The following is a 22,514-nucleotide window of genomic DNA, read 5'->3' on the forward strand; positions in this document are numbered from 1 at the left end:
GCACCGGTCATCCTCTACTCGTGTCAGTCGGCCTCGGCGTTGATTTATCCACAGATGCGGATCCATCCACATCTTGCGCCTGCCAAAACGTTTTGAGCAGCAGCTGTAACTAGACTCGAAGGTATGTTCGATTTATTACCGGGTTTGTTTGTCGGGGTTGATGATTCGGCCCTGATCGACCGGATCGCGGGTTATGCGCGGGTGGAAGCCGAAGCCGCGGCGGGCCGACTAGCGGCGATCGCTGAATTGGCGTTGCGCCGGTGTGACGATGAGGACGGCCGGGCACTGTGGGCCTGTGATGGTTGGGATGTGGCGGCCGCTGAGATCGGGGCGGTGTTGACCATCGGACGCCGGGAAGCTTCCGGGCAGATGAGCATCGGTATCGCGTTGCGGACCCGGTTGCCCAGGGTGGCGGCGGTGTTGGCTGCCGGCGGTGTGTCGGTGCCGGTGGTGGCGATGATCACCTGGCGTACCCGTCTGGTCACCGATCCTGATGTGCTGGCGGTGTTGGATGCGGCGGTGGCCGGGGCGATGACCCAATGGGGTGTGCTGTCGAAGGAGGCGCTGGCCCGGGTGATCGATGGCTGGGTGCACAAGTTCGATCCGGTCGCTGTGATCCGGACCCGCTCGGCGGCGCGTAACCGGAGCATCGAATTCGGTAAACCCGATGATGAGACCGGGACGGTATCGGTGTGGGGTGCGTTGTTGGCCACCGACGGCGCGCTGTTTGAGCGGGCGATCACCGAGATCGCGCTCACGGTGTGTGCCGCTGATCCCCGCACCCTGGGGCAGCGTCGCGCTGATGCGGTCGGGGTGCTGGCCGTGCGGGGTTCCCGTCTGGCCTGCCGGTGCGCACAACCGCACTGCCCGGCCGCCGCCGTACCGGATGCCCCGGCCGCGGCGGTGATCATTCACGTACTCACCGATACCGTCCCGGCGCCGAAGCTGGACCGGCAACTGCACACTCCTATCGCGGCGTCGGCCCTCGTGGTGGCCGAACCCGCAGCCGATCCGGCACCTGCGCCGGCCAGGCCCGCGCCACCGGCGAACCCGGCGCGCACTATTGCCGGGCCACGTCCACCGGTCGGCTACCTCCAGGACGGCCAGGTGATCCCGCCGACCATGCTCGCCGACCTACTTGCTCGCGGCGCCAAACTACGCCACCTGGCCCGCGCCGCCGATCTGGGCAGCATCGACCGCTACCGACCGAGCGCGGCGATGGCCGACTTCGTGCGGATGCGCCACCTGAGCTGCAGCTTCCCCGGCTGCACCGCACCAGCGGTGCAGTGCGACATCGACCACACCATCGCCTGGCCGACCGGGCCCACCCATCCGGGCAACCTCAGCCCCAAATGCCGAAAACACCACCTACTCAAAACGTTTTACGGCGGACCTGGTGGTTGGCGGGACCGACAAGAACCTGACGGCACCGTCGTATGGACTACACCCACCGGACACACTTACCGAAACACGCCGTTGTCGCGGATCCTGTTCCCGGACACGAACTTCGACACACCACTGCCACCCCCGACCGCACCTGACAGCACCACCGGGCCGGGCCGAGGCGGCATGATGCCCCAACGCCGCCGCACCAGAGCCCACGACCGCGCCGCCCGCATCGCCAACGAACGCACACTCAACGAACAAGAACTAGCCACCACGCACCGCGAAAAGCCCAGTGCATCAGAGACAAAACCCGAACGGCGCGGCAGTCGGGACCACATCATCAGTGCGGCACACCCACCCGACCACCACGATCCACCACCGTTCTGATGGCGTCGGTCTATCGCGCTCCGGCGGCGTCCCGTCCGGCGATGTAGCCGTAGACCAGGCCCTGGGCGATGGTCGCTCCCGCGCCCGGATACACCGTGCCGAATGCATTGGCTGCGGTATTACCGATGGCGTAGAGGCCTTCGATCACTGCGCCGTCTTCGCGGTGCACCCGGCCGCGGTCGTCGGCGACCAGCCCACCGCAGGTGCCCAGGTCGCTGAGCGTCATCTTGACCGCGTAGAACGGGCCCTTGGTCAGCGGGCGCAGATTCGGGTTCGGTGTCACCGTCGGATCGCCGTAGTAACGGTCGTAGGCGCTGGCGCCGCGCTGAAAGTCGGGATCGACGCCGGCCGCGGCGATTTCGTTGAACCGTGTCATGGTCTGCACGAAATCTGTTGTAGGCAAACCGATCTTGGCCGCGAGTTCGGCGAAGTTATCGGCCTTGGCGGCGACTCCGGCCCGATACCAGGCGGCGGGCAACGCCATCCGCGGAAACATCTCGGCGGCAAAGACGTAGCTGTTCCGGTACTTCTGGTCGAACACGATCCACATCGACTCCACCGGAGTCCCGGCGCGTTCGAGTCGCAGGACGCGCTGCCCGAACGACATGTAGTCCTCGGATTCGTTCGAAAACCGCTTGCCGTCCTGGTTCACGATCAGCGAGCCGGGCAGCGATCGTTCGGCCAGCATCACCGCGGGCGGCCGGCCATCGACCGATGCGACTGCCGGAAACCACCAGGCCTGGTCCATCAGCGCGGTGGCGGCGCCCAAGTCTGTGGCGGAGCGGATGGCCTCGCCGGTATTGGATTCGGCACCGAGGCTCTCGTGGTCACGGAGCGACTCGGACTGGTACTTGTGCCGCGTCGCCATGTCGTGGTCGAAACCGCCGGCGGCGAGCACCACACCACGACGCGCGGTCACCGTCACTTCGCGACCGTCGTGGTTGAGCACGGCTCCGGTTACCCGATCGCCGTCGCCGGTCAGTCGCGCCAGCGACGTCGACGTCCAGATCGGGATGCCGGCGCGCAGCACCCCGGCAAACAGTCCGGCGGCCAGGGCCTGCCCGCCGGCGATGTAATCGCGACCCAGCAGTTTGCCGCCGACGCCCTGCGCCAGGCGTTTGATGATGAGCGGCACGCCTTTTCCGGGCTTGCGGGCCATCAGGTTCATCCACTTGTAGTCGGCGCCGGTGGTCGGCATGGGCACCTTGGGTTTCATGATGCCGCCGCGCAGCCGGGACCGGTACTCGCCGAGCACCGAGGCGTTCAGCGGCCGGCATTCGCAGGTGCGTCCGGCAGCCGTGCCGCCGGGCAGTTCGGGGTGATAGTCGGAATACTCGCGGGCCCAGAACAGCTTCATGGGTGTGGTGCGCCGCAACATGTTCACGGTGTCGGTGACGTGCTCGAGGAAAGCAGTCGAACGGGCAGCCGGCGCGCTGTCCCCGACCACCGCGTCGAGGTAGGTCTCGGCTCGCGCCACGGTGTCGGCGGCCCCGTTGTCGGCCAGTACCGGGCTGGCGGGCAGCCACAGTGCGCCGCCGGACCTGGCGGTGGATCCGCCTACTGTCGATGACTTTTCGACGATCAACACGTTCAGCCCACATTCGTGTGCGCTGAGTGCAGCGGCCACGCCGGTCCCGGAGCCGACGACCAGCAGATCGACAGTGATGTCGGCGATCTGAAGACCTGAGGGGATGGTGGCTGTCGCAGAGTTGGTCACGGCCCTCGAGGCTATTCAACGAGTCGGCACTACGGACTCAGCTATCCCTGCCAGCGGGAGAATGGATGCGCGGCACGGGTACACACTGTTAGACCTTTTACATGACGCTGGAAGATGCTGATGCAATCCGTCAGATCGAAGCCGCTCAGGCGCCGACCCGCTTCGCCCGCGGGTGGCACTGCCTCGGTCTGACCAAGGATCTGGGCGATGGTGAGCCGCACTCCATCAATGCATTCGGTCAGAAGCTGGTGGTGTTCCGCGGGGGCGACGGTCAACTCAACGTGTTGGACAGCTATTGCCGTCACATGGGCGGTGACCTCAGTCAGGGCACCGTCAAGGGCAACGAGATCGCCTGCCCGTTCCACGACTGGCGCTGGGGCGGCGACGGCCGTTGCAAGCAGGTGCCGTACGCCAAGCGCACGCCGCGGCTGGCCCGTACCGCAAAGTGGACCACGCTGGAGCAGGACGGCATGCTGTTCATCTGGAACGACCCGGAGGGCAACCCGCCGCCGCCCGAGGTCACCATTCCGCGGATCGAGGCCGCCGAGAGCGGCGAGTGGACCGATTGGCATTGGTACACAACGGTCGTCAACATCAACTGTCGCGAGATCATCGACAACGTCGTCGACATGGCGCATTTCTTCTACATTCACGGTTCGATGCCGTCGCACTTCAAGAACATCTTCGAAGGCCATGTCGCCACGCAGTACATGAACAGCTCCGGCCGCGCCGACATGCAGGGCACCGAGAGTGAACGCATGATCGGTACCACGTCGGTCGCGTCGTACTACGGGCCATCGTTCATGATCGACGACCTCACGTACCACTACCCGGAAGCCGATCACAATACGATCCTGATCAACTGCCACTATCCGATCGACTCGGAATCCTTTGTGCTGCAGTACGGAATCGTGGTCAAGAAGTCGGCGGCCATGCCCGAAGACGCGGCCATGGCGACCGCGATCGCGCTCGGTGACTGGGTGAAACAGGGCTTCGAGCAGGATGTGCAGATCTGGAAGAACAAGGCCCGGATCGACAACCCGTTGCTGGTCGAGGAGGACGGCCCGGTCTACCAGCTGCGCCGCTGGTATGAGCAGTTCTATGTCGACGCGGCGGAGGTGACGCCAGAGATGGTGGACCGCTTCGAATACGAGCTGGACACCACCGCCCCTCGCGAGGCGTGGGCCAAGGAGATCGAAGAGAATCTGGCAGCGCGGGCCGCGGAGTCGGTCTGATGACCGTGCGGCCCGACAACCGGCTGGCCGACATGCCGATGGTACCGGTAGCCTGCCGTGCTTGTGGTGCAAGAGTTTTGGTGCGCAAGAGCAGCTGGCAGCAGACCAGCGTGCAGTGGGACGCGCAATCGTCTGGGATGTGTGAGGAACGCCGGCGGTCCGAGCTGCTGCCGGGCCGGATCTTCCTGTCGTGTGGCCAACTACGGGAGTCCATCTCGGCCGCGGTGGCGGCCGGTAACCTGCACGTCGTCGACGACGAGCTGAGCGTGGCACCATAGCCCGATGAGCTCAGACAAACGGGTTGCGGTGGTCACCGGCGCCAGCAGGGGAGCGGGCCGGGGCATTGCCACGGCGCTGGTCGCCGACGGGTGGACGGTGTACCTGACCGGACGGACCGTCACCGATCCGGGCGATGGTGGCATCGCCGTGCCGGTGGATCATCGCGACGACGGTGCGGTCGGCGAGTTGTTCGCCCGGGTGGCCGATGAGGCAGGGCGGCTCGATCTGCTGGTCAACAATGCCGCCGTGGTGCATGACAATCTGGTTGACCCAAAGCCGTTCTGGGAGAAGCCGATTGGCCTCGGCGACGTGCTCGATGTCGGACTGAGGTCGGCATATGTGGCGTCCTGGCACGCCGCTCCATTGTTGGTCGCCCAGGACCGGGGACTGATCGTGTTCACATCGTCGCCGGGTGGGGTGTGCTACATGCACGGGCCGGCCTACGGCGCGCAGAAGGCCGGTGTGGACAAGATGGCAGCCGACATGGCCGTCGACTTCCACGGCACCGGGGTGTCCACGTTGTCGATCTGGATGGGCATCCTGCTCACCGACAAATTCAAGCGGGCGTTCGATGCCGAAACGCTCGCCAAGGCCTCCGGGAACTTCGAAACCCCCGAGTTCGTCGGGCATGTCATCGACGCGCTGTACCGCGATCCGGACCTGGCTGAGATCAGCGGTCAGACGGTGATAGCCGCAGAGGAAGCGCAGCGCTACGGCATCACCGATGAGGACGGCCGCACACCGCCATCACATCGGGCGATGCTTGGTGATCCGCGGGTGCCCAGCGATGTTGTCGTCCGTTGAGCACCCGCGGAAGCGTCAGGCGTGCGCGCCGCCGTCGATCCGGATCTCGGTTCCGGTGATGAAGGCGCCGTCGTCGGAGGCCGCCATCGCGACCACTGCGGCGACCGCGCTCGGATCGCCCAGGATTTCGCTGTCCGCGCCGTGCAGCAGCGGGGTCTGCTTGGCCCAGAGGCTGTAATCGGTGCCCTCGGGCATCTTGTCCATGGTCGTATTGGCCAGTGCGGTCGAGACGCCACCCGGCTGGATGTTCACCGCGCGCAGTCCCTGCTTGGAGTACTCCAGTGCCAGTGAGTGCGTCAGGCTCAGGATGCCGCCCTTGCTGGCCGCGTAGGCAGCCATGTATGGGTGGGCGTAGTTCGCCGAGGTAGAGGTGAAGTTGATGACCACGCCGCGCTTGGAGTCCAGCAGCGCCGGCAGGGCCTGACGGGTCATCAGGAAGGTGCCGGTGAGGTTGACCGCGATGGTGCGGTTCCAGTCGGCCAGGGTGGTTTCGTGGGTGTGCGAGCAGGTCTGGATCGCTGCGACGTTGACCAGCACTTCCAGGCCGCCCATGCCGGCGATGGCGCCGTCGACGACCTTGGCGACGTCTTCCTCGGAGGAGATGTCGAGCACCTTGGTGGTCAGCCGCGCTGCGGTGCCGGCCTTTTCGGCAGCTTCCCGGGTGCGGGCCAGTCCCTCGGCTGAGATGTCGCACGCGACGACGGTGCCGCCCTCATCGAGCAGCCGGGCCACGGTGGCCTGCCCGATGCCCGAACCGGCGCCGGTCACGATGATCCGACGGTCGCTGAATCTTTCCATGCTGCAAATCCTTTCGTTGCCAGTGGATTGTCGCGAGCGGCCCGGGCCGCGGGACACGCGTTGCCCGGTGACCGGGATGCGGGGTGTCAGGCGTTGCTTTCGCCGTCACCGGTCGCTCGCGCAGACGAGCCGGGTGTGTGTCCGAAGGTGCGGCGGTACACGTCGATGAAAGCGCTGGGGGAGGACCACCCGCATTGGTGTGCCACGGTCGTCACCGAAGCGCCCTCGGCAAGGAGTACCAACGCCTGATGTAGTCGTAACTGGGTGCGCCACTGCGGAAATGACATGCCCAGGTCGCTGCGAAAGAGTCGGGACAAGGTGCGATCGCTGGCGCCGACGACCCGACCGAGCTCGATGAGCGTGCGGTCATCGCCGGGATCGGCATGCAGGATGTCGCACACCGACCGAAGCAGCGGGACGGTCGGGCTGGGTATGTGCATCGGCTGTTGGGACGAGGCGCGCAACTGGTCGAGCAGCACCGCGCGGAGTCTGGTTCGTTCCGGGGTGTTGTCGTTGCCTTGTGTGTAGGCGACGATCAATTCTCGGAGCAACGGGCCGACGGCCAGGACGGTCGGTGAATCCAGTTCGAGCGGATTGTCGGTCGCGGGCAGGCCGACCAGATGGAGTTTGAGTTCGCCGTAGGCCCGGTGCGCATGGTGGATGCCGGCAGGTATCCAGATGGCTCTGGTGGCCGGGGCTACCCACGAGCCCTGGCTGGTCGTGACGGACAACACCCCGCGCCCGGCGTAGACGATCTGGTGGTCGTCGTGTCGGTGAGCGTCGATCGCCTCGCCCGGGGCAAGTAACAGAGTGTGGGTGGGCGCAGCCGACTCGTGGCGGATTTTCAACATTATTTGGCAGTTTAATGAAAGCCAGACAGCAATGAAACCGTGAACATTGCTGGCATGAGACGAAACACTCCCATCGCGCTGTTGTCGGTCGGGCACGCCTGTGTCGACATATACCAGGGGTCGGTCGCAGCACTGGTTCCGTTCTTCGTGGCTCAGCGCGCCTACACCCTCGCTGCCGCTTCAGGTTTGGTGCTCGCCGCCTCCCTGCTGTCCTCGGTGGCACAGCCGTTGTTCGGTGCCATCACGGACCGATATGCACTGCCGTGGTTGATTCCGGCCAGTACCTTGTTGGGCGGCGCAGGGATTGCTCTGAGTGGTCTGAGCGGTTCGTATCCGTTGACGTTGGTGTTCGTGGCGATCTCCGGAGTCGGTGTGGCGGCATACCATCCGGAGTCTGCTCGCATTGCCCGGCTGGCCAGCGCGGGTAGTCATCGTGCCATGGCGGTCTTCGCCACGGGTGGCAATGTGGGGTTCGCCCTCGCGCCGCTGATGGTCGCCGCCGCGGTGGCGACCGGTGGGCTCCGTTGGACACCGGTGCTGATGTTGCCGGCAGTGGCCGGTGCCGTCCTGACCCTGCCGGCGTTGCGGGCGCTGCGGCAGCGCCACGCCGTCGACTCCGGTGAGTCGGCGTCCGTTGGCACTGATGATGTGCGGTCGTTCGTGAATCTGTCACTGGCCGTGGTGTTCCGGTCCGTTGCGTTCATCGGCCTGAGCACTTTCATCTCGTTGTATGTCCAGCACCGCACGGGTGGCGGTTCCGCAGCCGGCACCGCAGCCCTGTTCGTGCTCTACCTCGGCGGGGTGGTCGGTTCCATTTGGGGCGGCGCGCTGGCGAGCCGGTGGGACAGAGTCACCGTGACCCGTTGGTCCTATCTGTTGTCGGCCGCGGCAATTGCCGGGGTGGTGTGGGTGCCAGGTCCGGCGATCTACCTGTTTGTTGCGCTGACCTCGGTTGGTCTCTATGTGCCGTTTTCGCTGCAGGTCACATTGGGCCAGGACTATCTGCCATCGAGGATGGGAACTGCCAGCGGCATCACCCTCGGCCTGACGGTCAGCATCGGCGGTTTGATCAGCCCGGTCATCGGAAAGCTCGCCGAAGCCACCTCATTGCAGACGGCCCTGGCGCCGCTGGTGGTGACGCCCCTGATCAGTTGGCTGCTCTTTCGCGGGCTGTCCGATCCGGCTCAACCGAGACGAACCGCGGCAGACACCGGACACACCACTGCCGGCGTCCGATGATCGACGCAGGTCATGGCGTGTTCGGGGTCAGCCGCGAGCCGTCAGCGTCAGGGCCCAGGCCAGCACGGCGGTGGCTGCCGTATTGGCCAGGGCGCGAATCACGTTCCAGCGGACCCACGACGACTCGAACTGTGCTCGCAGCGTGGCCGGGTCGGCCGGCGTGCCGGCGGTGGACGCGGTGCCGAGTTGATTGTTCAGCGGCACATTGATCGCTGAGGTGATGACCAGGCTGACGATGTTGAGCGCCATCCCGATTCCGATGACGACCAGCACCGGGCGGGCCGCAGGCTTGAGATAGAACGCGCCGGCCAGCACGGTGAATCCGACCGACCCCAGAAAGCTCAGCATGAAGGGCGGGTTGACGATCACCACGTTGATCTTGTTCATGACGTCGACGAATGTCCGGTCGTCGAAGGAGCTGAGTGCGGGCATCACCGATATCGCGTAGGAGTAGTACACGCCGGCCAGGAGTCCGGAGGTCACGATGGCGGCGAGGAGAGCGCCGGAGCCGAGAGGCAGCTTGCCGAGAGTCATGCCCTCAACGTAACCAAGCAGGATGAGACGATCCATCATCAAAAGGCTCATATCCATACGTCATCGTCTACTCTGACGACGTGGATGCCCTAGCGGGGTTGCTGGAAGGGCCGCGCGCGCGTGGCGCATTTCTGATGCGGTCGCTGCTCGACCCGCCGTGGTCGCTCCGGGTCGCGGACCGGGCTGCGCTCACCGTTGTCGTGGTGGGGCGCGGGTCGGCCTGCGTGATTCCCGACGGTGGCACGGGCCGGCAGCTCGAGGTGGGGGACATCGCGATCTTCCGCGGGCCGGACGGCTACACCGTCGCCGATCAACCCACTACCGCACCCCAGGTCGTCGTGCACCCGGGGCAAGTGACGACGACCATGGACGGCGAACCGCTGTGCGAGACATTGAGTCTCGGGGTCCGGAGCTGGGGCAGCCGGACTGATGCCGAGACCATGCTGATCACCGGCGCCTACGAAGAGGTGGGCGCGGTGTGCCGGCGGCTGCTGAGTGCGTTGCCGCCGTTGGTGGTGGTCCGGCGCGGCGAGGTCAACGGCAAGCTCCTGGACCTGTTGCTGGACGAGATGTCGTGCGACGCACCAGCTCAGGGTGCGGTGCTCGACCGGCTGCTGGACCTTCTCACCATCGCGGCGCTGCGCAGTTGGTTGTCACGGCAGGACGCGCCGGCCTGGTATCGGGCCTATCGAGATCCACAGGTGGGGAAGGCACTTCGGCTCATGGAGAACAATCCCGCGCACCCGTGGACCGTCGGATCACTGGCTGTCGAGGTCGGATTGTCCCGGGCCGCGCTGGCTCGGCGGTTCACCAGACTCGTCGGCGAACCGCCGATGGCACTGCTCACCGAGGTGCGCCTGGCGCTGGCCGCCGACTTGCTCCGTGAGTCGGACGACACCATCGAGACCGTTGCCCGCCAGGTGGGTTACGGCACCGCATTCGCCCTCAGCGCCGCGATCAAACGTCGGTACGGCGCAAGTCCGAAGGCGATTCGCGGACGCTAGTCGGCGGCGGCGCTACCGGGTCTTGCCGAACCGGCGGTGCCGCCACACATAGCGGGGCAGGCCGCGCAGCGGAACGGGTTTCGGCCAACCGTCCGGCCGGAAGTAGGCGTCGGTGCCGCCGTCGACGAAGATGACACTGCCGCACAGGAAGTCGGCGGAGTCGGACAGCATGAAGGTGATCCAGTTGGCCAGATGGACCGGGTCACCGAAGCCCCCGGCCGGGATCGGGAAACTGCGGACCGCATTGCCCTCGCGCGGCGAATCGAGCTGAGCTTGCAGCAGCGGCGTCATGACGGCGCCGGGTGCCAGTACGTTTACCCGGATGCCGCGTCCGGCCCAATCCGCGGTCACGGCTGCGTGCCGGACCCACCGACTCACGGCAATCTTCGATGCCGCGTACATGATCGCCGAGGCGCCGCCGCTGAACAGTCGCACCGACCGGGCGGCCTTGTCTGCGTCGCCGGCCAGCAGGGCGCGGATCGTGCGCCGGGGTACTGCGGGCACCGTTGTACTGGAGTTACTGCCCAGCACAACGACTTTCGCGTTCTCGGCGGCCGCCAGTGCAGGGCGCCAGGCGGTGAGTAGCTCGACCACGCCGAGGAAGTTGATCTGGGCGATCAGCCGGGCCCGATCAGCACCGGCGCCCGGGCCGATTCCGGCGGCCAGCACCGCACCGTCCAGGCGTCGCTCGCTGAGCTCAAGCACCCGGCCGGCCGCGGCGCGACGACCCTCGGTGGTGGACAGGTCCGCAATGACCTCGGCGTCCTTGAGATCGATGCCGATCACAGTGTGGCCGAGGGTGCGTAGTTGTTGTGCAGCTTGGTATCCCATACCGGATGCCGAGCCGGTCACCGCGTAGGTGCCGATGATGATCTCCTGGTTTCTCGATCAGTGAGCGAGGGTCTTGACCAGTGCGTCGGATATCTCGCGACGGGCGCGATGCGCGAGGTCGAGTACCGGCATGGTCAGGAATCCGTGAATGGCACCGTAATACAGTTCGGTGGCCGGTACATCTGCCTCCCGCAAAGCGGTGACGTAGGAGAGCGCCTCGTCACGCAGCGGATCGTATCCGGCGACCACAACGATGGCCGGCGCGACTGCCTCGACGGAGGCGGACAGCGGTGCGGCGTATGGGTTTTCCCGGTCGGCGGCGCTGGGCAGGTACTGGTCCCAGTACCACTGCATGGCCGCGGTGGTGTTGTAGTAGCCGGTGCGGAACTCGTGGTAGGAGCCATAGGTGAAGTCGGCGGTCAGCACCGGGTAGAGCAGCACCTGGGCAGCCAACGGCGCGCCGCCGCGGTCCCGCGTCATCAACGCGGTCACGGCGGCCAGGTTGCCTCCGGCGCTGTCTCCGCAAACCGCGAGCCGTCTCGGGTCGCCGCCGAGTTCGGCGGCATGCGCCGCGGCCCATTGGGTCACGGCGTAGACATCTTCGGCGGCCGCCGGCCACGGGTGCTCGGGGGCCAGCCGGTAGTCGACCGAGATGACCACGGCGGGAATCGATTTCGCGAAGCTGCGGCAGAGGCCGTCGTGGGTGTCCAGATCGCAGAAGACGAATCCGCCGCCATGTGCGAATACCACGATCGGCAATGGGCCGTCGGAGGCGGGTCGGTAGATTCGGACCGGAACACCGTCGACGACCGTATCCGTGATGGAGTCGACCGGTTCGGGTTCGGCGGGCGGGACGTACCGCGAACGAATGACGGCCCGCGCCTGGGCGCCGGTCATCGACGGCAAATCGGGGAATGCGCCGTTGAGAGCCTCCAGGAGGCCGGCGATCTGCGGGTCGAGACTCACGCGTACTGAGGGGCCGGTCCCATACGCAGCGGACGCATCGGCTGCAGGGTCGGTGCGACGCGGGCCGGACCGTCTTCGGCGTTGCGCCAGATACCCATCGCGGTCATCCGGACCGGGGCGGTCAGCTGCTCGAAGGCCATCCGGTTCATCGGCCCGCACACGGACACGGCGGCCACTGCTTCGCCCTGGCGTCCGATAGGTGCTGCCACGCAACCGAATCCGGGCACGGACTCCTCGCGTTCGATCGCCACGCCATGGGCGCGGACCTTCGCCAACTCGGCGGCCAGCTGGGCGCGGTTCGCGATCGAGTACTTGGTCTTGCGGGTCATCAGGTCGACCTCGGCGTCTTGGTTGTAGGCCAGCATCGCCTTGCCGACCGCGGTACAGTGCGCGGGCTGCCGGCCGCCGACGCGCGAGGGTAGCGCGGTGACCATGGCGTTGCCGACCTTCTCCAGATAGACGATGTCGCTGCCGTCGAGGACGGCGAGGTGGACGACCATGCCGGTGGCGCGGTGCAGCTCGTGCAGCAGCGGCATCGCGGCGCGGTGCATGCGGTCCTGGTGCACGGCAAGCGAGCCCAGCTCGACCAGACGCATACCCAACTCGTAGTCGCGTCCGTTGCGGCGCAGGAACCGAAGTTGCACCAGACGCTCCAGCATGCGGTGCGCGGAGGAGCGGGGCAGGCCCGTGCGGCGGACGATCTGGGCCAGGGTCAACCGACCGGGCCCGTCGAACGCGTCCAGGACCAGGGATACCCGGTCGATGACGGCGCTAGGGGTAGTCGATTCGAGTGCTGCGGTCATGGTGGCCTCCACGCTGGCGTCGTTGACTTGGTGGCATATTACTATTAGTAATATGCCTGTTTGTATCACAGGGCGGAAGGCACTGTCATCTAAATCACTCAACGGCGTGAAAATATATTCACGCCAAATGGTCCCGCAACCGGTTGGTGCGGGACTGGCGATAGGTGGTGAATGACCAGGTCAGCCGCTGGCGGCGGCCCTCCCGGCGCGTCGGCCGTAGAAGCTGCCGTCCCCGAGTGAGACGCCACTGGCGTAGCCCCACGCAGCCAGACCTGCGGCGGCCCGCCCGGCGGCGAACAGGCCGCGGATGGGATGGCCGTTGACGTGCAGCACCCGCGCGTCCAGCGTGGTCATCAAACCGCCGAGGGTGAACCCGCCGGTGCTGGACCGCAGATCGATCGCCCCCACCGGCGACCCGATCGGCCGAAGCCACTCCGGCTTCTTGTGCAGCATCGGATCCTCGCCGCGGGCGGCGTGCTCGTTGTAGTAGGCGACGGTGGCCTGCAGTGCGCCTGATGGCAGGCCGATCTCAGCCTCCAGCTCGGCGACGGTGTCGCACACCCAGGTGGCCTCGCGGCGCAGGAACGGAGTGGCCGACGTGGCAGCGACAGCTTCTTCGTGCGCATCGCCGTCGATGATCAGGTAGGCGGTGTCTTCCTGGTAGTACAGCGTCTGCTGACCGATCCGGCCCGGATAGGTGTCCTCGGCGATGTACCGCTGGCCGCGGCCGTTCACCAGAATGCCGCGCACCAACTGTTGCGGGTCACAGAAGAACGCCACCTCGGTCCCGTCCATATGGGCCAGGTCGGCTCCGAGAGCCTGTGCCATCTGGATGGACTGGCCGTCGTGCTGTTCGATGCTGGCTGCCGGGCGGCCGGCGAGCCGCGGTGCGTACTGCGCCACCATCGCGTCGTTGTAGGCGAAGCTGCCGGAGGCCAGCACCACCCCGCGCCGGGCTTTGATGGCGACGGTGTCGCCGTAGCGGCGCGCGACGATGCCGACCACCCGGCCGTCGTCGACGACCAACGACTGCACGTGGGTGTCGTACACCGACCGCGTGCCCTGCGCGGTCGCGGTGTCCACCAAGGGCTTGACCAGCATGTACCCACCGCTGCGTTCGCCGGCGACCTTGTCGGCCATCTGCGGCACGTGTCCGCGCGGCGCGGGAGCGGCAATCGTGTTGTACGGGAAGGCGTTTTCCCCGCCGGTGAACATCAGGCCCTGATCACCCGGCGGCTCCCAGCCGGGTTCGCCCCAGAACACCGGGTTGAACGGCACGCCGCAGCTCACCAGCCAGTCGTAGTGGGCGACGCTGCCGGCGCAGTAGTCAGCTATCCGCTCTGCGTCGGCGCCCGGGCCCATGGCGACCTTCAGGAAGGCGGCCATGTTCTCGGGTGTGTCCTCGAAGCCGCACGCCTGTTGCAGCCCGGTGCCGCCACCCAGGTAGACGAATCCGCCGGCCATGGCGGCCGCGCCGCCCCAGCCGCCGGTCCGTTCGACGACCAGTACGTCGGCACCGGCGGCGGAGGCTTCCACGGCCGCCGCCGCGCCGGCAATGCCGTAGCCCACGACAACGACGTCGGCCTCGTCATCCCACGAAACGATGGACGATGCCGGAACCGGCGTGACGTCAGCGATCACGGCAGCATGGCTCGCGGAGGTGTGCCCATCCACTCATGGCCCCAGTAGCTGTCGGCGGTGATTTCCTCAGCGGTGTAATACCTTTCGTCAACCCGCATACCCTCGGTGCCGAACTCGATATCCCAATCGCCGGGGGAACGCACGTAGAAGGACACCATCTTGTCGTTGGTGTGCCGACCCAGCGTCGAGGACAACTGGAAGCCGTCGCGGTTCACCCGGTCGAGCGCCTGCCCGACGGCATCGAGGGTGTCGACCTCGACCATCAGGTGGATCAGGCCGGGGTCGCGGAGCGTCGCGGCCGGGCAGATCGCCAGGCTGTGGTGACGTTCGTTGAGGCCCAGGAACCGCACCCGCATGGGGCCGAACTGAGGGGGAGCGGGCACCCGGAAGGCGCCGCGGGGCAGGAAGCCCAACACTTCGGTGTAGAAGGCGAACAGACCGTTGACATCTTGCGCGGGCATCACCACGTGGCCCAGGCCAAGGCCTTCGGTCACGAATCGGGCACCGAACGGGGTCACCACAGGGCTGTGGTCGAGCACCGCGCTGTGGAACACCTCGAGGTGGTAGCCGGCCGGGTCTTTGAAGGCGATGACCTCTTCGACCCGACGAACGTCGGCGTCACCCTGCGAGAGTTGCTCCCAGGGCACCCCGGCAGCGTCCAACGACGCCTGCACCCGGCGCAGCGCGGCGCCGTCACGGACCTCCCAGCCCACCGTGACGATGCGGTCGGCATCGCCGGGCACCACGATGATGCGGGCCGGCCGCTCGTCCATCCGAAGGTACAGCGCATCGGGATCGGGGCCGCTGCCCTGCGCGAAACCCAGTACATCGAAAGCGAATTGGCGCCAACGCTCGATATCGGCGGTCTGGACCTTGATATAGCCCAGGCTCTTCAGATCGGTCACGTCAGATCATGCCTCGCAGCGGACCCTCGGGATCGACACCGAAGCTGCTCAGCGCCGACGCGTGGTACGTGGTGCCTGGGGTGTGGATGGCGTGCGCCAGGCCGGCGTGCGCATCGCGCCAGTAGCGCTGCAGCGGCTTGTCCATCCGCAGGGCGTTGCCGCCCGAGCGGGCCATGATCACATCGACCGCGGCGACCGCGCGCCACACGGCGCGGATCTGGGTGCGCCGGCCGGCGGCGCGGTCGGCGAAGGACACCTCCTGGCCGGCCTCGACCATCCTGTAGATGCGGTCGACGTTGGCCAGCAGTTCCTGGCGGGCAGCGTTGATATCGGCGGCGGCCTCGCCGATGGCGTACATGACGTACGGGTCGTCCTTGACCGCGACGCCGCTGGCGTTCACCCGGCTGCGCTGGTAGTCCAGGTGCGCGGCCAGTGCGCCCTCGGCGATGCCGATGGTCGCAGAGCTGATGCCCAGCGGGAACATCGTCGACCAGGGCATCAGGTACAGCGGAGAGGTCATTCCGGCCTCGATCTGCGCGCGGCCGTCCATCACCTTGGTGGCGTCCATGGTGCGGTAGCTCGGCACGAAGGCGTCCTTGACGATGACGTCCTTAGAGCCGGTACCCCGCAGGCCCACCACGTTCCAGGAGTCCTGGACGATTTCGTAATCGCTGCGCGGCAGGATCATGTGCAGCATCTGCGGTGGCATCACGGGTTTTCCTTCGGCGTCACCGAGCATGGCGCCCAAGAAGATCCAGTCGCAGTGGTCGGTGCCGGAGCTGAACTGCCAGCGGCCGTTGAAGATGTAACCGCCCTCGACCGGACGGGCCACGCCCTGCGGGGCGTATGGCGAGGCCACCCAGGTGTCGTTGTCGGTCGCCCAGATTTCCTCGGCGACCTTCGGGTCGGCGTAGGCCAGCTGGTAGGGGTGCACGCCGACCACGCCGTTGATCCAGCCGGCGGCGGGATCGAGTGCGGCGGTTGCCATCACGGTCTCGGCGAATTCACGCGGATGCACCTCGAAGCCGCCGTACTGGCTGGGCTGCAGCAGCTTGATATTGCCGGTGGCCTTCATCAGCTTGACGGTCTCGTCGGGCAGCTGGCCCAACTTCTCTGCCTCCCAAGCCTGTTCGCGCAACTGGTCGGCGATGTCGCCGAGCTTGTCGAGTACCCGCTGGGTCATCGTGGTTGTCCTAACTCCGTGTGATGGGCTCTGATTGATGGTTTACCGCACCCGCAGGGCGTCGGGAAGTCGATCCCGGTCAGCGGGCGAAAATACTTAACCGAAATCGACGTGGGCGTCATCGGTTACGGGACGGGCCTGGCAGGCCAGGATCAATCCGTCGGCCAGGTCACTGGGTTCGAGGATGTCGCAGATGACCATGTCGACTTTGCCGGACACCAGGGTTGCCACGCACGAGCCGCAATGACCCTCGCGGCAGGAGTGCGGTACGTCGATGCCGGCGTCCAGCATGACGTCGACCAGACTCTGGTCCTTGGGCCAACTCAGGCGATGCGTCTGACCGTCGAGATCGACGTCGACGGTTGTGCTCACGTCTGTCATGAATCCGAGTCTCGGGGGCGTTCCCGGGTTGTGGTTACCGGCCGGTCCAATGGTCGGGATGGCTCCGGTGGGTCGTCCGTTCATCGGGACGCCGTGCACTGTGCTATCGGAGCGAGAGTTAACTTCTTTGGTGTGAGCAGCGCAGAACAGGTTGACGTCGTCGTCGTTGGTGCCGGGTTCTCCGGTTTGTACGCACTGCACAAGCTGCGATCCCAGGGCTTGTCGGTCGTGGTGTTGGAGGCGGCACCCAATGTGGGCGGAACCTGGTACTACAACAGGTACCCCGGGGCCCGCTGCGACGTGGAGAGCGTCGACTACTGCTACTCCTTCGACAAGGAGCTGCAGCAGGAGTGGGTATGGACCGAGAAGTACGCCACCCAGGCCGAGATCCTGCGCTACATCAACCACGTCGCCGACCGGTTCGATCTGCGCCGCGACATCCGGTGCAGCACCCGCGTGACTTCGGCGGTGCTCGACGAAGAGACACTGCGCTGGACCGTCACCACCGACGCCGGCGACACCGTCACGGCGCGGTTCTGCGTGATGGCCACCGGCGCGCTGTCTGAGCCGTTGCTGCCGAACATCCCCGGTGTCGAGACCTTCGCGGGCGAGACCTATCACACCGCGAACTGGCCGCACGAGGGCGTGGATTTCACCGGCAAGCGGGTCGGCATCATCGGTACCGGTTCGTCGGGCATCCAGAGTGTGCCGATCGTGGCCGAGCAGGCCACCGAACTCGTTGTCTTCCAACGCACCCCGAACTTTTCCGTGCCGGCGGGCAACCAGCCGCTGACCGCCGAACGGTTGGCGGACGTCAAAGCCAGCTATGACGAGCGGCGCGCGCTGTCCTGGCGCAGCGGCGGTGGCTCGCCGCACCTGGCGCACCCGAAGCTGACCATGGAGCTGTCCGACGACGAGCGCCGCGCAGAGTTCGAAAGGCGTTGGCAGCTGGGCGGTGTGCTGTTCAGCAAGACGTTCAGCGACCAGATGGTCGACCCCGTCGCCAATGCCGAGGCGAAGAAGTTCTACGACGAGAAGGTGCGCGCGGTCATCGCCGACCCGACGGTCGCCGACCTGCTGATCCCGAACGACCATCCGATCGGTGCCAAGCGGATCTGCACCGATAGCAACTACTTCCAGACCTTCAACCGCCCCAACGTGACCTTGGTCAGTGTCCGCAAGACTCCGATCGAGCAGGTCGACGTCACCGGCATCACCACGACCGATGCCCGCTTCGATCTGGACGCCATCATCTTCGCGACCGGGTTCGACGCCCTGACCGGAGCGCTGGCACGCATCGACATCGTCGGGCGCAGTGGAGAGAAACTCAAGGACAACTGGGCGCACGGACCGCGCAGCTACTTGGGCCTGGGTGTCGATGGCTTCCCGAACATGTTCATGGTGTCCGGTCCGGGTGCGCCGGCGGTGCTGGCCAACATGGTGCTGCACGCCGAGGCGCACGTGAACTGGATCGCCGACGCCATCGGCTACGTCGACGCGCACGACTACGCGGCGATCGAGGCCAGCACCGATGCGGTCGAGGACTGGGGCGCCGAATTGATCCGCCGCGCCGACAAGACCTTGTTCCCCAAGGCGAACTCCTGGTACATGGGCGCGAATGTGCCCGGCAAGCCCCGGGTTTTCATGCTCTTCATCGGCGGATTCGCGGCGTACAACGACATCTGCGCCGATGTTGCGTCGGCCGGGTACAAGGGATTTGACCTGACCAAGGCCTCCTGATGTCGGGTCTTGTCGACAAGGTCGTCGTCGTCACCGGTGCGGCCCGGGGCACCGGACGCACCCATTGCGAGCGGTTCGCCGAAGAGGGCGCCGACGTCATCGCGCTGGACATCGATTCGGCTGCAGCGGATTTGGTGTCGCTCGCCGAGGCGGTCCGGCAGCGCGGGCGGCGATGCTTCACCGGGGTGGCCGACGTCGCCGATCTCGACGCGGTAGTTGCGGCGGTTGACGCCGGGGTTGCCGAGTTGGGCCGGCTGGATGTGGTGGTCGCCAACGCGGGGATGCACTCGGCGTCAGCGCCGTCGTGGGAGGTCACGCCCGAGGACTGGCAGCGGATCCTGGGCATCAACCTCACCGGCGTCTGGCATACGGTCAAGGCCAGCGTGCCGCACATCGGCGACGAGGGCGGGTCCGTGGTGATCATCAGCTCCACCAACGGACTTCGCGGCACCGCCAACACCGCGCCGTACACGGCGACCAAGCACGCCGTGGTCGGACTGGCTCGCACCCTGGCCAATGAGTTGGGGCCCAAAAGAATTCGGGTCAACACCGTTCATCCGGGGGCGGTCGGCACCGCCATGGTGCTCAATGAGGCCACCTTCAAACGTATCCGGCCCGACCTGGAGAACCCGACCGCAGACGATGTCGCCGAGGTGCTTTCAGCGCGTAATTTGTTGCCGGTACCGTGGGTTGAGCCGGTGGACGTCAGCAATGCGGTGGTGTTCCTGGCTTCGGATGAGGGGCGCTACATCACCGGCACCCAACTTGTCGTGGATGCGGGATTGACCCAGAAGGCGTGAGGAGCCGCCCGTGACGGATCTGGCCAAGTACGGGCCGTGGGCGGTGATCGCCGGGGGCTCCGAAGGCGTGGGTGCCGAATTCGCCCGCCAGTTGGCTCGGGCCGGCATCAATCTGGTGCTGGTGGCGCGCAAACCCGGACCGCTGGCCGAGACGGCGGCGAGCTGTCGGGCGCTGGGCGTGCAGGTGCGTGACCTGGCGCTGGATCTGCTTGACCCAGAAGCTGTTACGCGATTGGTCGAGGAAACTGCTGATGTCGAGGTCGGCCTGTTGATCTACAACGCCGGCGCGAACACCGTGCGCTCGCCATTCCTGGACGCTTCGCTTGAGGATTTTCAGCGCGTCATCGACCTGAACGTCACTGCGATGCTCGCCCTGGTGCAGCATTTCGCCCGGCCGATGCGGGACCGCCGCGCCGGTGGGGTGCTGCTGGTCGGGTCGATGGCCGGCACTCACGGGGCGTACGCGCAGTCGATTTACACCGGGGTCAAGGCGTTTGGCCGCTTGTTCGCCGAGAGCCTGTGGCTCGAACTGCGCGAATTCGGCGTCGACGTGTTGGAACTGGTACTCGGGGTGACCCGCACCCCAGCCATGCAGCGGGCGGGCCTGAACTTCGAGGTGCCCGGACTGCGGGTGGCGGACCCGGCCGATGTGGCGGCCGAAGGGCTGGCGCATCTGGGTGATGGGCCGGTGTGGATCGCCGGCGGAAACGGGCCGGCCGTCGAGCGTGGCAGTGGACCGAACCGCGCGGCGATCGTGCTGGGATCGCACGAGGCCATCATGGCCCTGACCGGAAAGCGTTGAGCCGGATGAAACTTGGACTGTCGACGCCGGTGGTCATGCGGGTTCCGGGCATGGCGTCATCGTGGGAGGCCGACGGAACCGCGGCGGACCTGGCGTTGATCGCCTCGGCCGCCGACGAGCTCGGCTATGAATTCTTGACCTGCGCCGAGCATGTGGCGGTGCCGGCCCCCGATGCCCGCGGTCGCGGGGACACGTACTGGGATCCGGCGGCCACCTTGGGTTTTCTGGCCGCACACACCTCGCGAATCAGGCTGGCCACCTCGGTGCTGGTGTTGGGCTACCACCATCCGCTCAAGATCGCCAAGCAATACGGCACGCTGGATCGGCTCAGCGGTGGACGAGTGGTGCTGGGTGTCGGAGTCGGGTCGCTGGAGGCGGAATTCGACTTGCTCGGTGCGTCTTTCGCCGACCGCGGGGCTCGGGCCGATGACGCGATGCGCGCGTTGCGGGCCGCACTGGGACAACGCGAGCCGTCGTACGCCGGTGAGTTCTTCGAGTTTTCCGGCATGTCGGTGAATCCGTGGGCGCAACAGGGGCGGATGCCGATGTGGGTGGGCGGACGGACCCGCCGGTCGCTACGCCGGGCTGTCGAGCTGGGGGAGGGCTGGATGCCGTTCGCGCTGGCGCCGGACGCGTTACGTTCGATGCTCGAAAGCATCTCGCTACCAACCGGTTTCGAGGTGGTGCTGGCCGCGGGGCGGCCGCTGGATCCCGGCGCGGACCCCGTTGGCGCCCGCCGTGCGCTGGACGCGCTGCGACACGCCGGAGCCACCTCGGCGACCTGCACCGTGGCATCCGGGTCGGCGCGACACTATTGCGAACAGCTTGCGCAGCTGCAGGAACTGGCGTCATGACCTCGGTCGAGGAACTGGTCGCCCGGTTGCAGAACCTGGAGGACGAACGCGACATCGCCCACCTGATCGCGTCCTACGGCCCTCTGGTCGATGCCGGCGATGCCGATGGGGTGGCCGCGCGGTGGGCCGAGGACGGCGGCTATGACGTCGAGGGTTGGCAGATGACCAGTCGCGCGGATGTACACGCCATGGTGAATTCGACCGGACACCAGGGTCTGGTGGCGTCGGGATGCTGCCACTTTCTCGGGCCTGCGGTGGTGACCGTGTCCGGGGATACCGCGGTGGCGGTGTGCGAGTCACTGGTGGTGGTTCGGCGCGATACCCAATTCGTCGTGTGGCGGGCGGCCGCCAACCATTTTCAGCTCTCCCGGACTGCAGGCAGCTGGCAGATCGCTGCACGGAAAAGCAGGCTGCTCAACGGATCTGGCGAAGGCCATGGCCTATTGACGGCAGGAGTTGCGGGCCGAGCCGCCGACTGACGGCCCGGCCCTGCGATCAGCGCTGCAGGAAGCCCAGGACCGTGCTCTCGAAGGCCTCCTTGGCCTCGATCATGGCCCAGTGCCCGCAGTTCGGGAAAACGTGCAACTCGGCGTTGGAGATCGTGCGCATCGGGATCAGTGCCATGTCCAGCGGGCTCACCCGGTCGTCGCGACCCCAGGTCAGCAGCGTCGGCGCTGTGACCTTGTGCATTTGTGCCCAGGGCTGCGGCGGGGCGTCGGCCGAGCGCATGAACTTCATCATCATGTTGAACGCCGCCTTGCCGTACATCCGGCGGGCGGAGGCCAGCGTCTCCGGATCCGAGGCCAGCTGCAAGCGCTCTTCGATCAGCTCCTCGGTCACGATGCGCTGGTCGTAGACCATCGAGTTGAGCCAGTCGACCAAGCGCTGGCGGGTCGGGTCCTCGGTGAACTCCTGGAGCAGCCGGATGCCCTCGCTGGGGCCGGGGCTGAAGATGTTGGTGCCGATGCCGCCGATGGTGACCAGCTTGCCGATCCGGTCGGGGTTGTTGATGGCGAAGTTGATACCGACGCCGCCGCCCATCGAGTTGCCCACGACGTCGACCTTGTCGATGCCGAGGACGTCCAGGAACGGCACCACGGCGGACTGGGCGTCGATCATCGGGTGGCCGCCGAAGTCGTCGCTGACGCCGAAGCCCGGGAACTCCAGGATCAAGCAGCGGAAGTGCTCGGCGAAGGTCGGCAGAACGCCGCGGAAGTTGCGCCAGCCGGTGACGCCCGGGCCGGAACCGTGCAGAAACAGCAGGGTCGGTCCGGAGCCTTCGTCGTAGTAGCGCAGTGTTCCGCGGTCGGTCCGGACTTCCTTCAGATCGGTCATGCGACCCAAAGTACGGTGCGATGTCGCGGCAGTCGCTGC

General features: G+C 66.5%; 23 protein-coding genes. 11 read left to right on the forward strand and 12 right to left on the reverse strand.

The genetic code is table 11. From position 1 onward, the window contains the following. The first annotated feature begins 123 nt into the window (after positions 1–123). Positions 124–1,773: a DUF222 domain-containing protein gene (locus tag ABIA30_RS01455; RefSeq protein ID WP_370061396.1), complete on the forward strand. Its 1,650-nt coding sequence runs from the start codon at positions 124–126 to the stop codon at positions 1,771–1,773. Between the two features lie 10 nt (positions 1,774–1,783). Here the strand turns inward: ABIA30_RS01455 and ABIA30_RS01460 are convergent, their stop codons facing one another. Beyond that, the gene (locus tag ABIA30_RS01460) at positions 1,784–3,490 is read right to left on the reverse strand and encodes a 3-ketosteroid-delta-1-dehydrogenase (RefSeq protein ID WP_370061398.1); all 1,707 of its coding nucleotides are present in this window, start codon (positions 3,488–3,490) and stop codon (positions 1,784–1,786) included. A 101-nt stretch (positions 3,491–3,591) separates the two neighbouring features. Here ABIA30_RS01460 and ABIA30_RS01465 point away from each other — a divergent pair, with 101 nt between their 5' ends. The 3 genes from ABIA30_RS01465 to ABIA30_RS01475 are packed head-to-tail and all read left to right on the forward strand — an operon-like array spanning position 3,592 to position 5,808. After that, positions 3,592–4,725 carry a Rieske 2Fe-2S domain-containing protein gene (locus ABIA30_RS01465; protein ID WP_370061400.1) on the forward strand — a complete coding sequence of 378 codons (1,134 nt, stop codon included), beginning with the start codon at positions 3,592–3,594 and terminating at the stop codon, positions 4,723–4,725. After that, positions 4,725–5,003, forward strand: a complete 279-nt coding sequence (locus tag ABIA30_RS01470) for a ferredoxin (protein ID WP_370061402.1) — start codon at positions 4,725–4,727, stop codon at positions 5,001–5,003. Before ABIA30_RS01465 ends, ABIA30_RS01470 begins: the two co-directional genes overlap by 1 nt. Positions 5,004–5,007: 4 nt before the next feature. Beyond that, the gene (locus tag ABIA30_RS01475; RefSeq protein ID WP_370061404.1) at positions 5,008–5,808 is read left to right on the forward strand and encodes an SDR family NAD(P)-dependent oxidoreductase; all 801 of its coding nucleotides are present in this window, start codon (positions 5,008–5,010) and stop codon (positions 5,806–5,808) included. 15 nt (positions 5,809–5,823) lie between these two features. On the opposite strand, the gene ABIA30_RS01480 is transcribed toward ABIA30_RS01475, so the two are convergent. Both ABIA30_RS01480 and ABIA30_RS01485 read right to left on the reverse strand, forming a co-directional pair. Beyond that, on the reverse strand, positions 5,824–6,606 hold the full coding sequence (locus ABIA30_RS01480) for an SDR family NAD(P)-dependent oxidoreductase (protein ID WP_370061406.1): 783 nt from the start codon (positions 6,604–6,606) through the stop codon (positions 5,824–5,826). Positions 6,607–6,692: 86 nt separating this feature from the next. Further along, a complete protein-coding gene (locus ABIA30_RS01485) occupies positions 6,693–7,457 on the reverse strand; it encodes a helix-turn-helix transcriptional regulator (RefSeq protein ID WP_370061408.1) in 765 nt (254 codons plus the stop codon). Between the two features lie 54 nt (positions 7,458–7,511). Between ABIA30_RS01485 and ABIA30_RS01490 the strand changes: the two genes are divergently transcribed. After that, entirely contained in the window at positions 7,512–8,696 is a 1,185-nt protein-coding gene (locus ABIA30_RS01490) for an MFS transporter (RefSeq protein WP_370061410.1), read from the forward strand. Between the two features lie 27 nt (positions 8,697–8,723). Here ABIA30_RS01490 and ABIA30_RS01495 read toward each other — a convergent pair whose 3' ends face one another. Further along, the gene (locus ABIA30_RS01495) at positions 8,724–9,269 is read right to left on the reverse strand and encodes a DUF1772 domain-containing protein (RefSeq protein ID WP_370061412.1); all 546 of its coding nucleotides are present in this window, start codon (positions 9,267–9,269) and stop codon (positions 8,724–8,726) included. Between the two features lie 41 nt (positions 9,270–9,310). On the opposite strand from ABIA30_RS01495, the gene ABIA30_RS01500 reads away from it, so the two are divergent. Further along, a complete protein-coding gene (locus ABIA30_RS01500; protein WP_370061414.1) occupies positions 9,311–10,234 on the forward strand; it encodes a cupin domain-containing protein in 924 nt (307 codons plus the stop codon). 12 nt (positions 10,235–10,246) lie between these two features. Here ABIA30_RS01500 and ABIA30_RS01505 read toward each other — a convergent pair whose 3' ends face one another. The 7 genes from ABIA30_RS01505 to ABIA30_RS01535 form a co-directional block, all read right to left on the reverse strand. Continuing rightward, complete coding sequence (locus ABIA30_RS01505) at positions 10,247–11,101, reverse strand: SDR family oxidoreductase (protein WP_370063216.1); 855 nt, start codon at positions 11,099–11,101, stop codon at positions 10,247–10,249. 21 nt (positions 11,102–11,122) lie between these two features. Further along, positions 11,123–12,031, reverse strand: coding sequence for an alpha/beta hydrolase (locus ABIA30_RS01510; protein ID WP_370061416.1), 909 nt, complete (start codon positions 12,029–12,031; stop codon positions 11,123–11,125). Further along, the gene (locus tag ABIA30_RS01515; protein WP_370061418.1) at positions 12,028–12,834 is read right to left on the reverse strand and encodes an IclR family transcriptional regulator; all 807 of its coding nucleotides are present in this window, start codon (positions 12,832–12,834) and stop codon (positions 12,028–12,030) included. Before ABIA30_RS01515 ends, ABIA30_RS01510 begins: the two co-directional genes overlap by 4 nt. Before the next feature lie 180 nt (positions 12,835–13,014). Beyond that, the gene (locus tag ABIA30_RS01520) at positions 13,015–14,475 is read right to left on the reverse strand and encodes an FAD-dependent oxidoreductase (protein WP_370061420.1); all 1,461 of its coding nucleotides are present in this window, start codon (positions 14,473–14,475) and stop codon (positions 13,015–13,017) included. Further along, entirely contained in the window at positions 14,472–15,380 is a 909-nt protein-coding gene (locus ABIA30_RS01525) for a VOC family protein (RefSeq protein WP_370061422.1), read from the reverse strand. Before ABIA30_RS01525 ends, ABIA30_RS01520 begins: the two co-directional genes overlap by 4 nt. Position 15,381: 1 nt before the next feature. After that, positions 15,382–16,563, reverse strand: a complete 1,182-nt coding sequence (locus ABIA30_RS01530) for an acyl-CoA dehydrogenase family protein (RefSeq protein ID WP_370061424.1) — start codon at positions 16,561–16,563, stop codon at positions 15,382–15,384. 96 nt (positions 16,564–16,659) lie between these two features. Beyond that, entirely contained in the window at positions 16,660–16,944 is a 285-nt protein-coding gene (locus ABIA30_RS01535) for a 2Fe-2S iron-sulfur cluster-binding protein (protein ID WP_370061426.1), read from the reverse strand. 132 nt (positions 16,945–17,076) lie between these two features. Here ABIA30_RS01535 and ABIA30_RS01540 point away from each other — a divergent pair, with 132 nt between their 5' ends. From ABIA30_RS01540 to ABIA30_RS01560, 5 genes are read left to right on the forward strand one after another with little or no spacing between them, the layout of a single operon-like run. Then, positions 17,077–18,684 carry a flavin-containing monooxygenase gene (locus ABIA30_RS01540; RefSeq protein WP_370061428.1) on the forward strand — a complete coding sequence of 536 codons (1,608 nt, stop codon included), beginning with the start codon at positions 17,077–17,079 and terminating at the stop codon, positions 18,682–18,684. After that, positions 18,684–19,484 carry a mycofactocin-coupled SDR family oxidoreductase gene (locus ABIA30_RS01545; protein ID WP_370061430.1) on the forward strand — a complete coding sequence of 267 codons (801 nt, stop codon included), beginning with the start codon at positions 18,684–18,686 and terminating at the stop codon, positions 19,482–19,484. The genes ABIA30_RS01540 and ABIA30_RS01545 overlap by 1 nt, the downstream gene beginning before the upstream one ends. A gap of 10 nt (positions 19,485–19,494) precedes the next feature. Then, a complete protein-coding gene (locus tag ABIA30_RS01550; RefSeq protein ID WP_370061432.1) occupies positions 19,495–20,286 on the forward strand; it encodes an SDR family NAD(P)-dependent oxidoreductase in 792 nt (263 codons plus the stop codon). A gap of 5 nt (positions 20,287–20,291) precedes the next feature. Beyond that, complete coding sequence (locus tag ABIA30_RS01555; protein ID WP_370061434.1) at positions 20,292–21,140, forward strand: TIGR03619 family F420-dependent LLM class oxidoreductase; 849 nt, start codon at positions 20,292–20,294, stop codon at positions 21,138–21,140. After that, positions 21,137–21,619, forward strand: a complete 483-nt coding sequence (locus ABIA30_RS01560) for a nuclear transport factor 2 family protein (protein ID WP_370061436.1) — start codon at positions 21,137–21,139, stop codon at positions 21,617–21,619. The genes ABIA30_RS01555 and ABIA30_RS01560 overlap by 4 nt, the downstream gene beginning before the upstream one ends. A gap of 16 nt (positions 21,620–21,635) precedes the next feature. Here ABIA30_RS01560 and ABIA30_RS01565 read toward each other — a convergent pair whose 3' ends face one another. Then, a complete protein-coding gene (locus tag ABIA30_RS01565) occupies positions 21,636–22,475 on the reverse strand; it encodes an alpha/beta fold hydrolase (protein WP_370061438.1) in 840 nt (279 codons plus the stop codon). Positions 22,476–22,514: the final 39 nt, after the last annotated feature.

The sequence above is a fragment of the Mycobacterium sp. MAA66 genome, from assembly GCF_041261665.1.
Taxonomy (GTDB): domain Bacteria; phylum Actinomycetota; class Actinomycetes; order Mycobacteriales; family Mycobacteriaceae; genus Mycobacterium.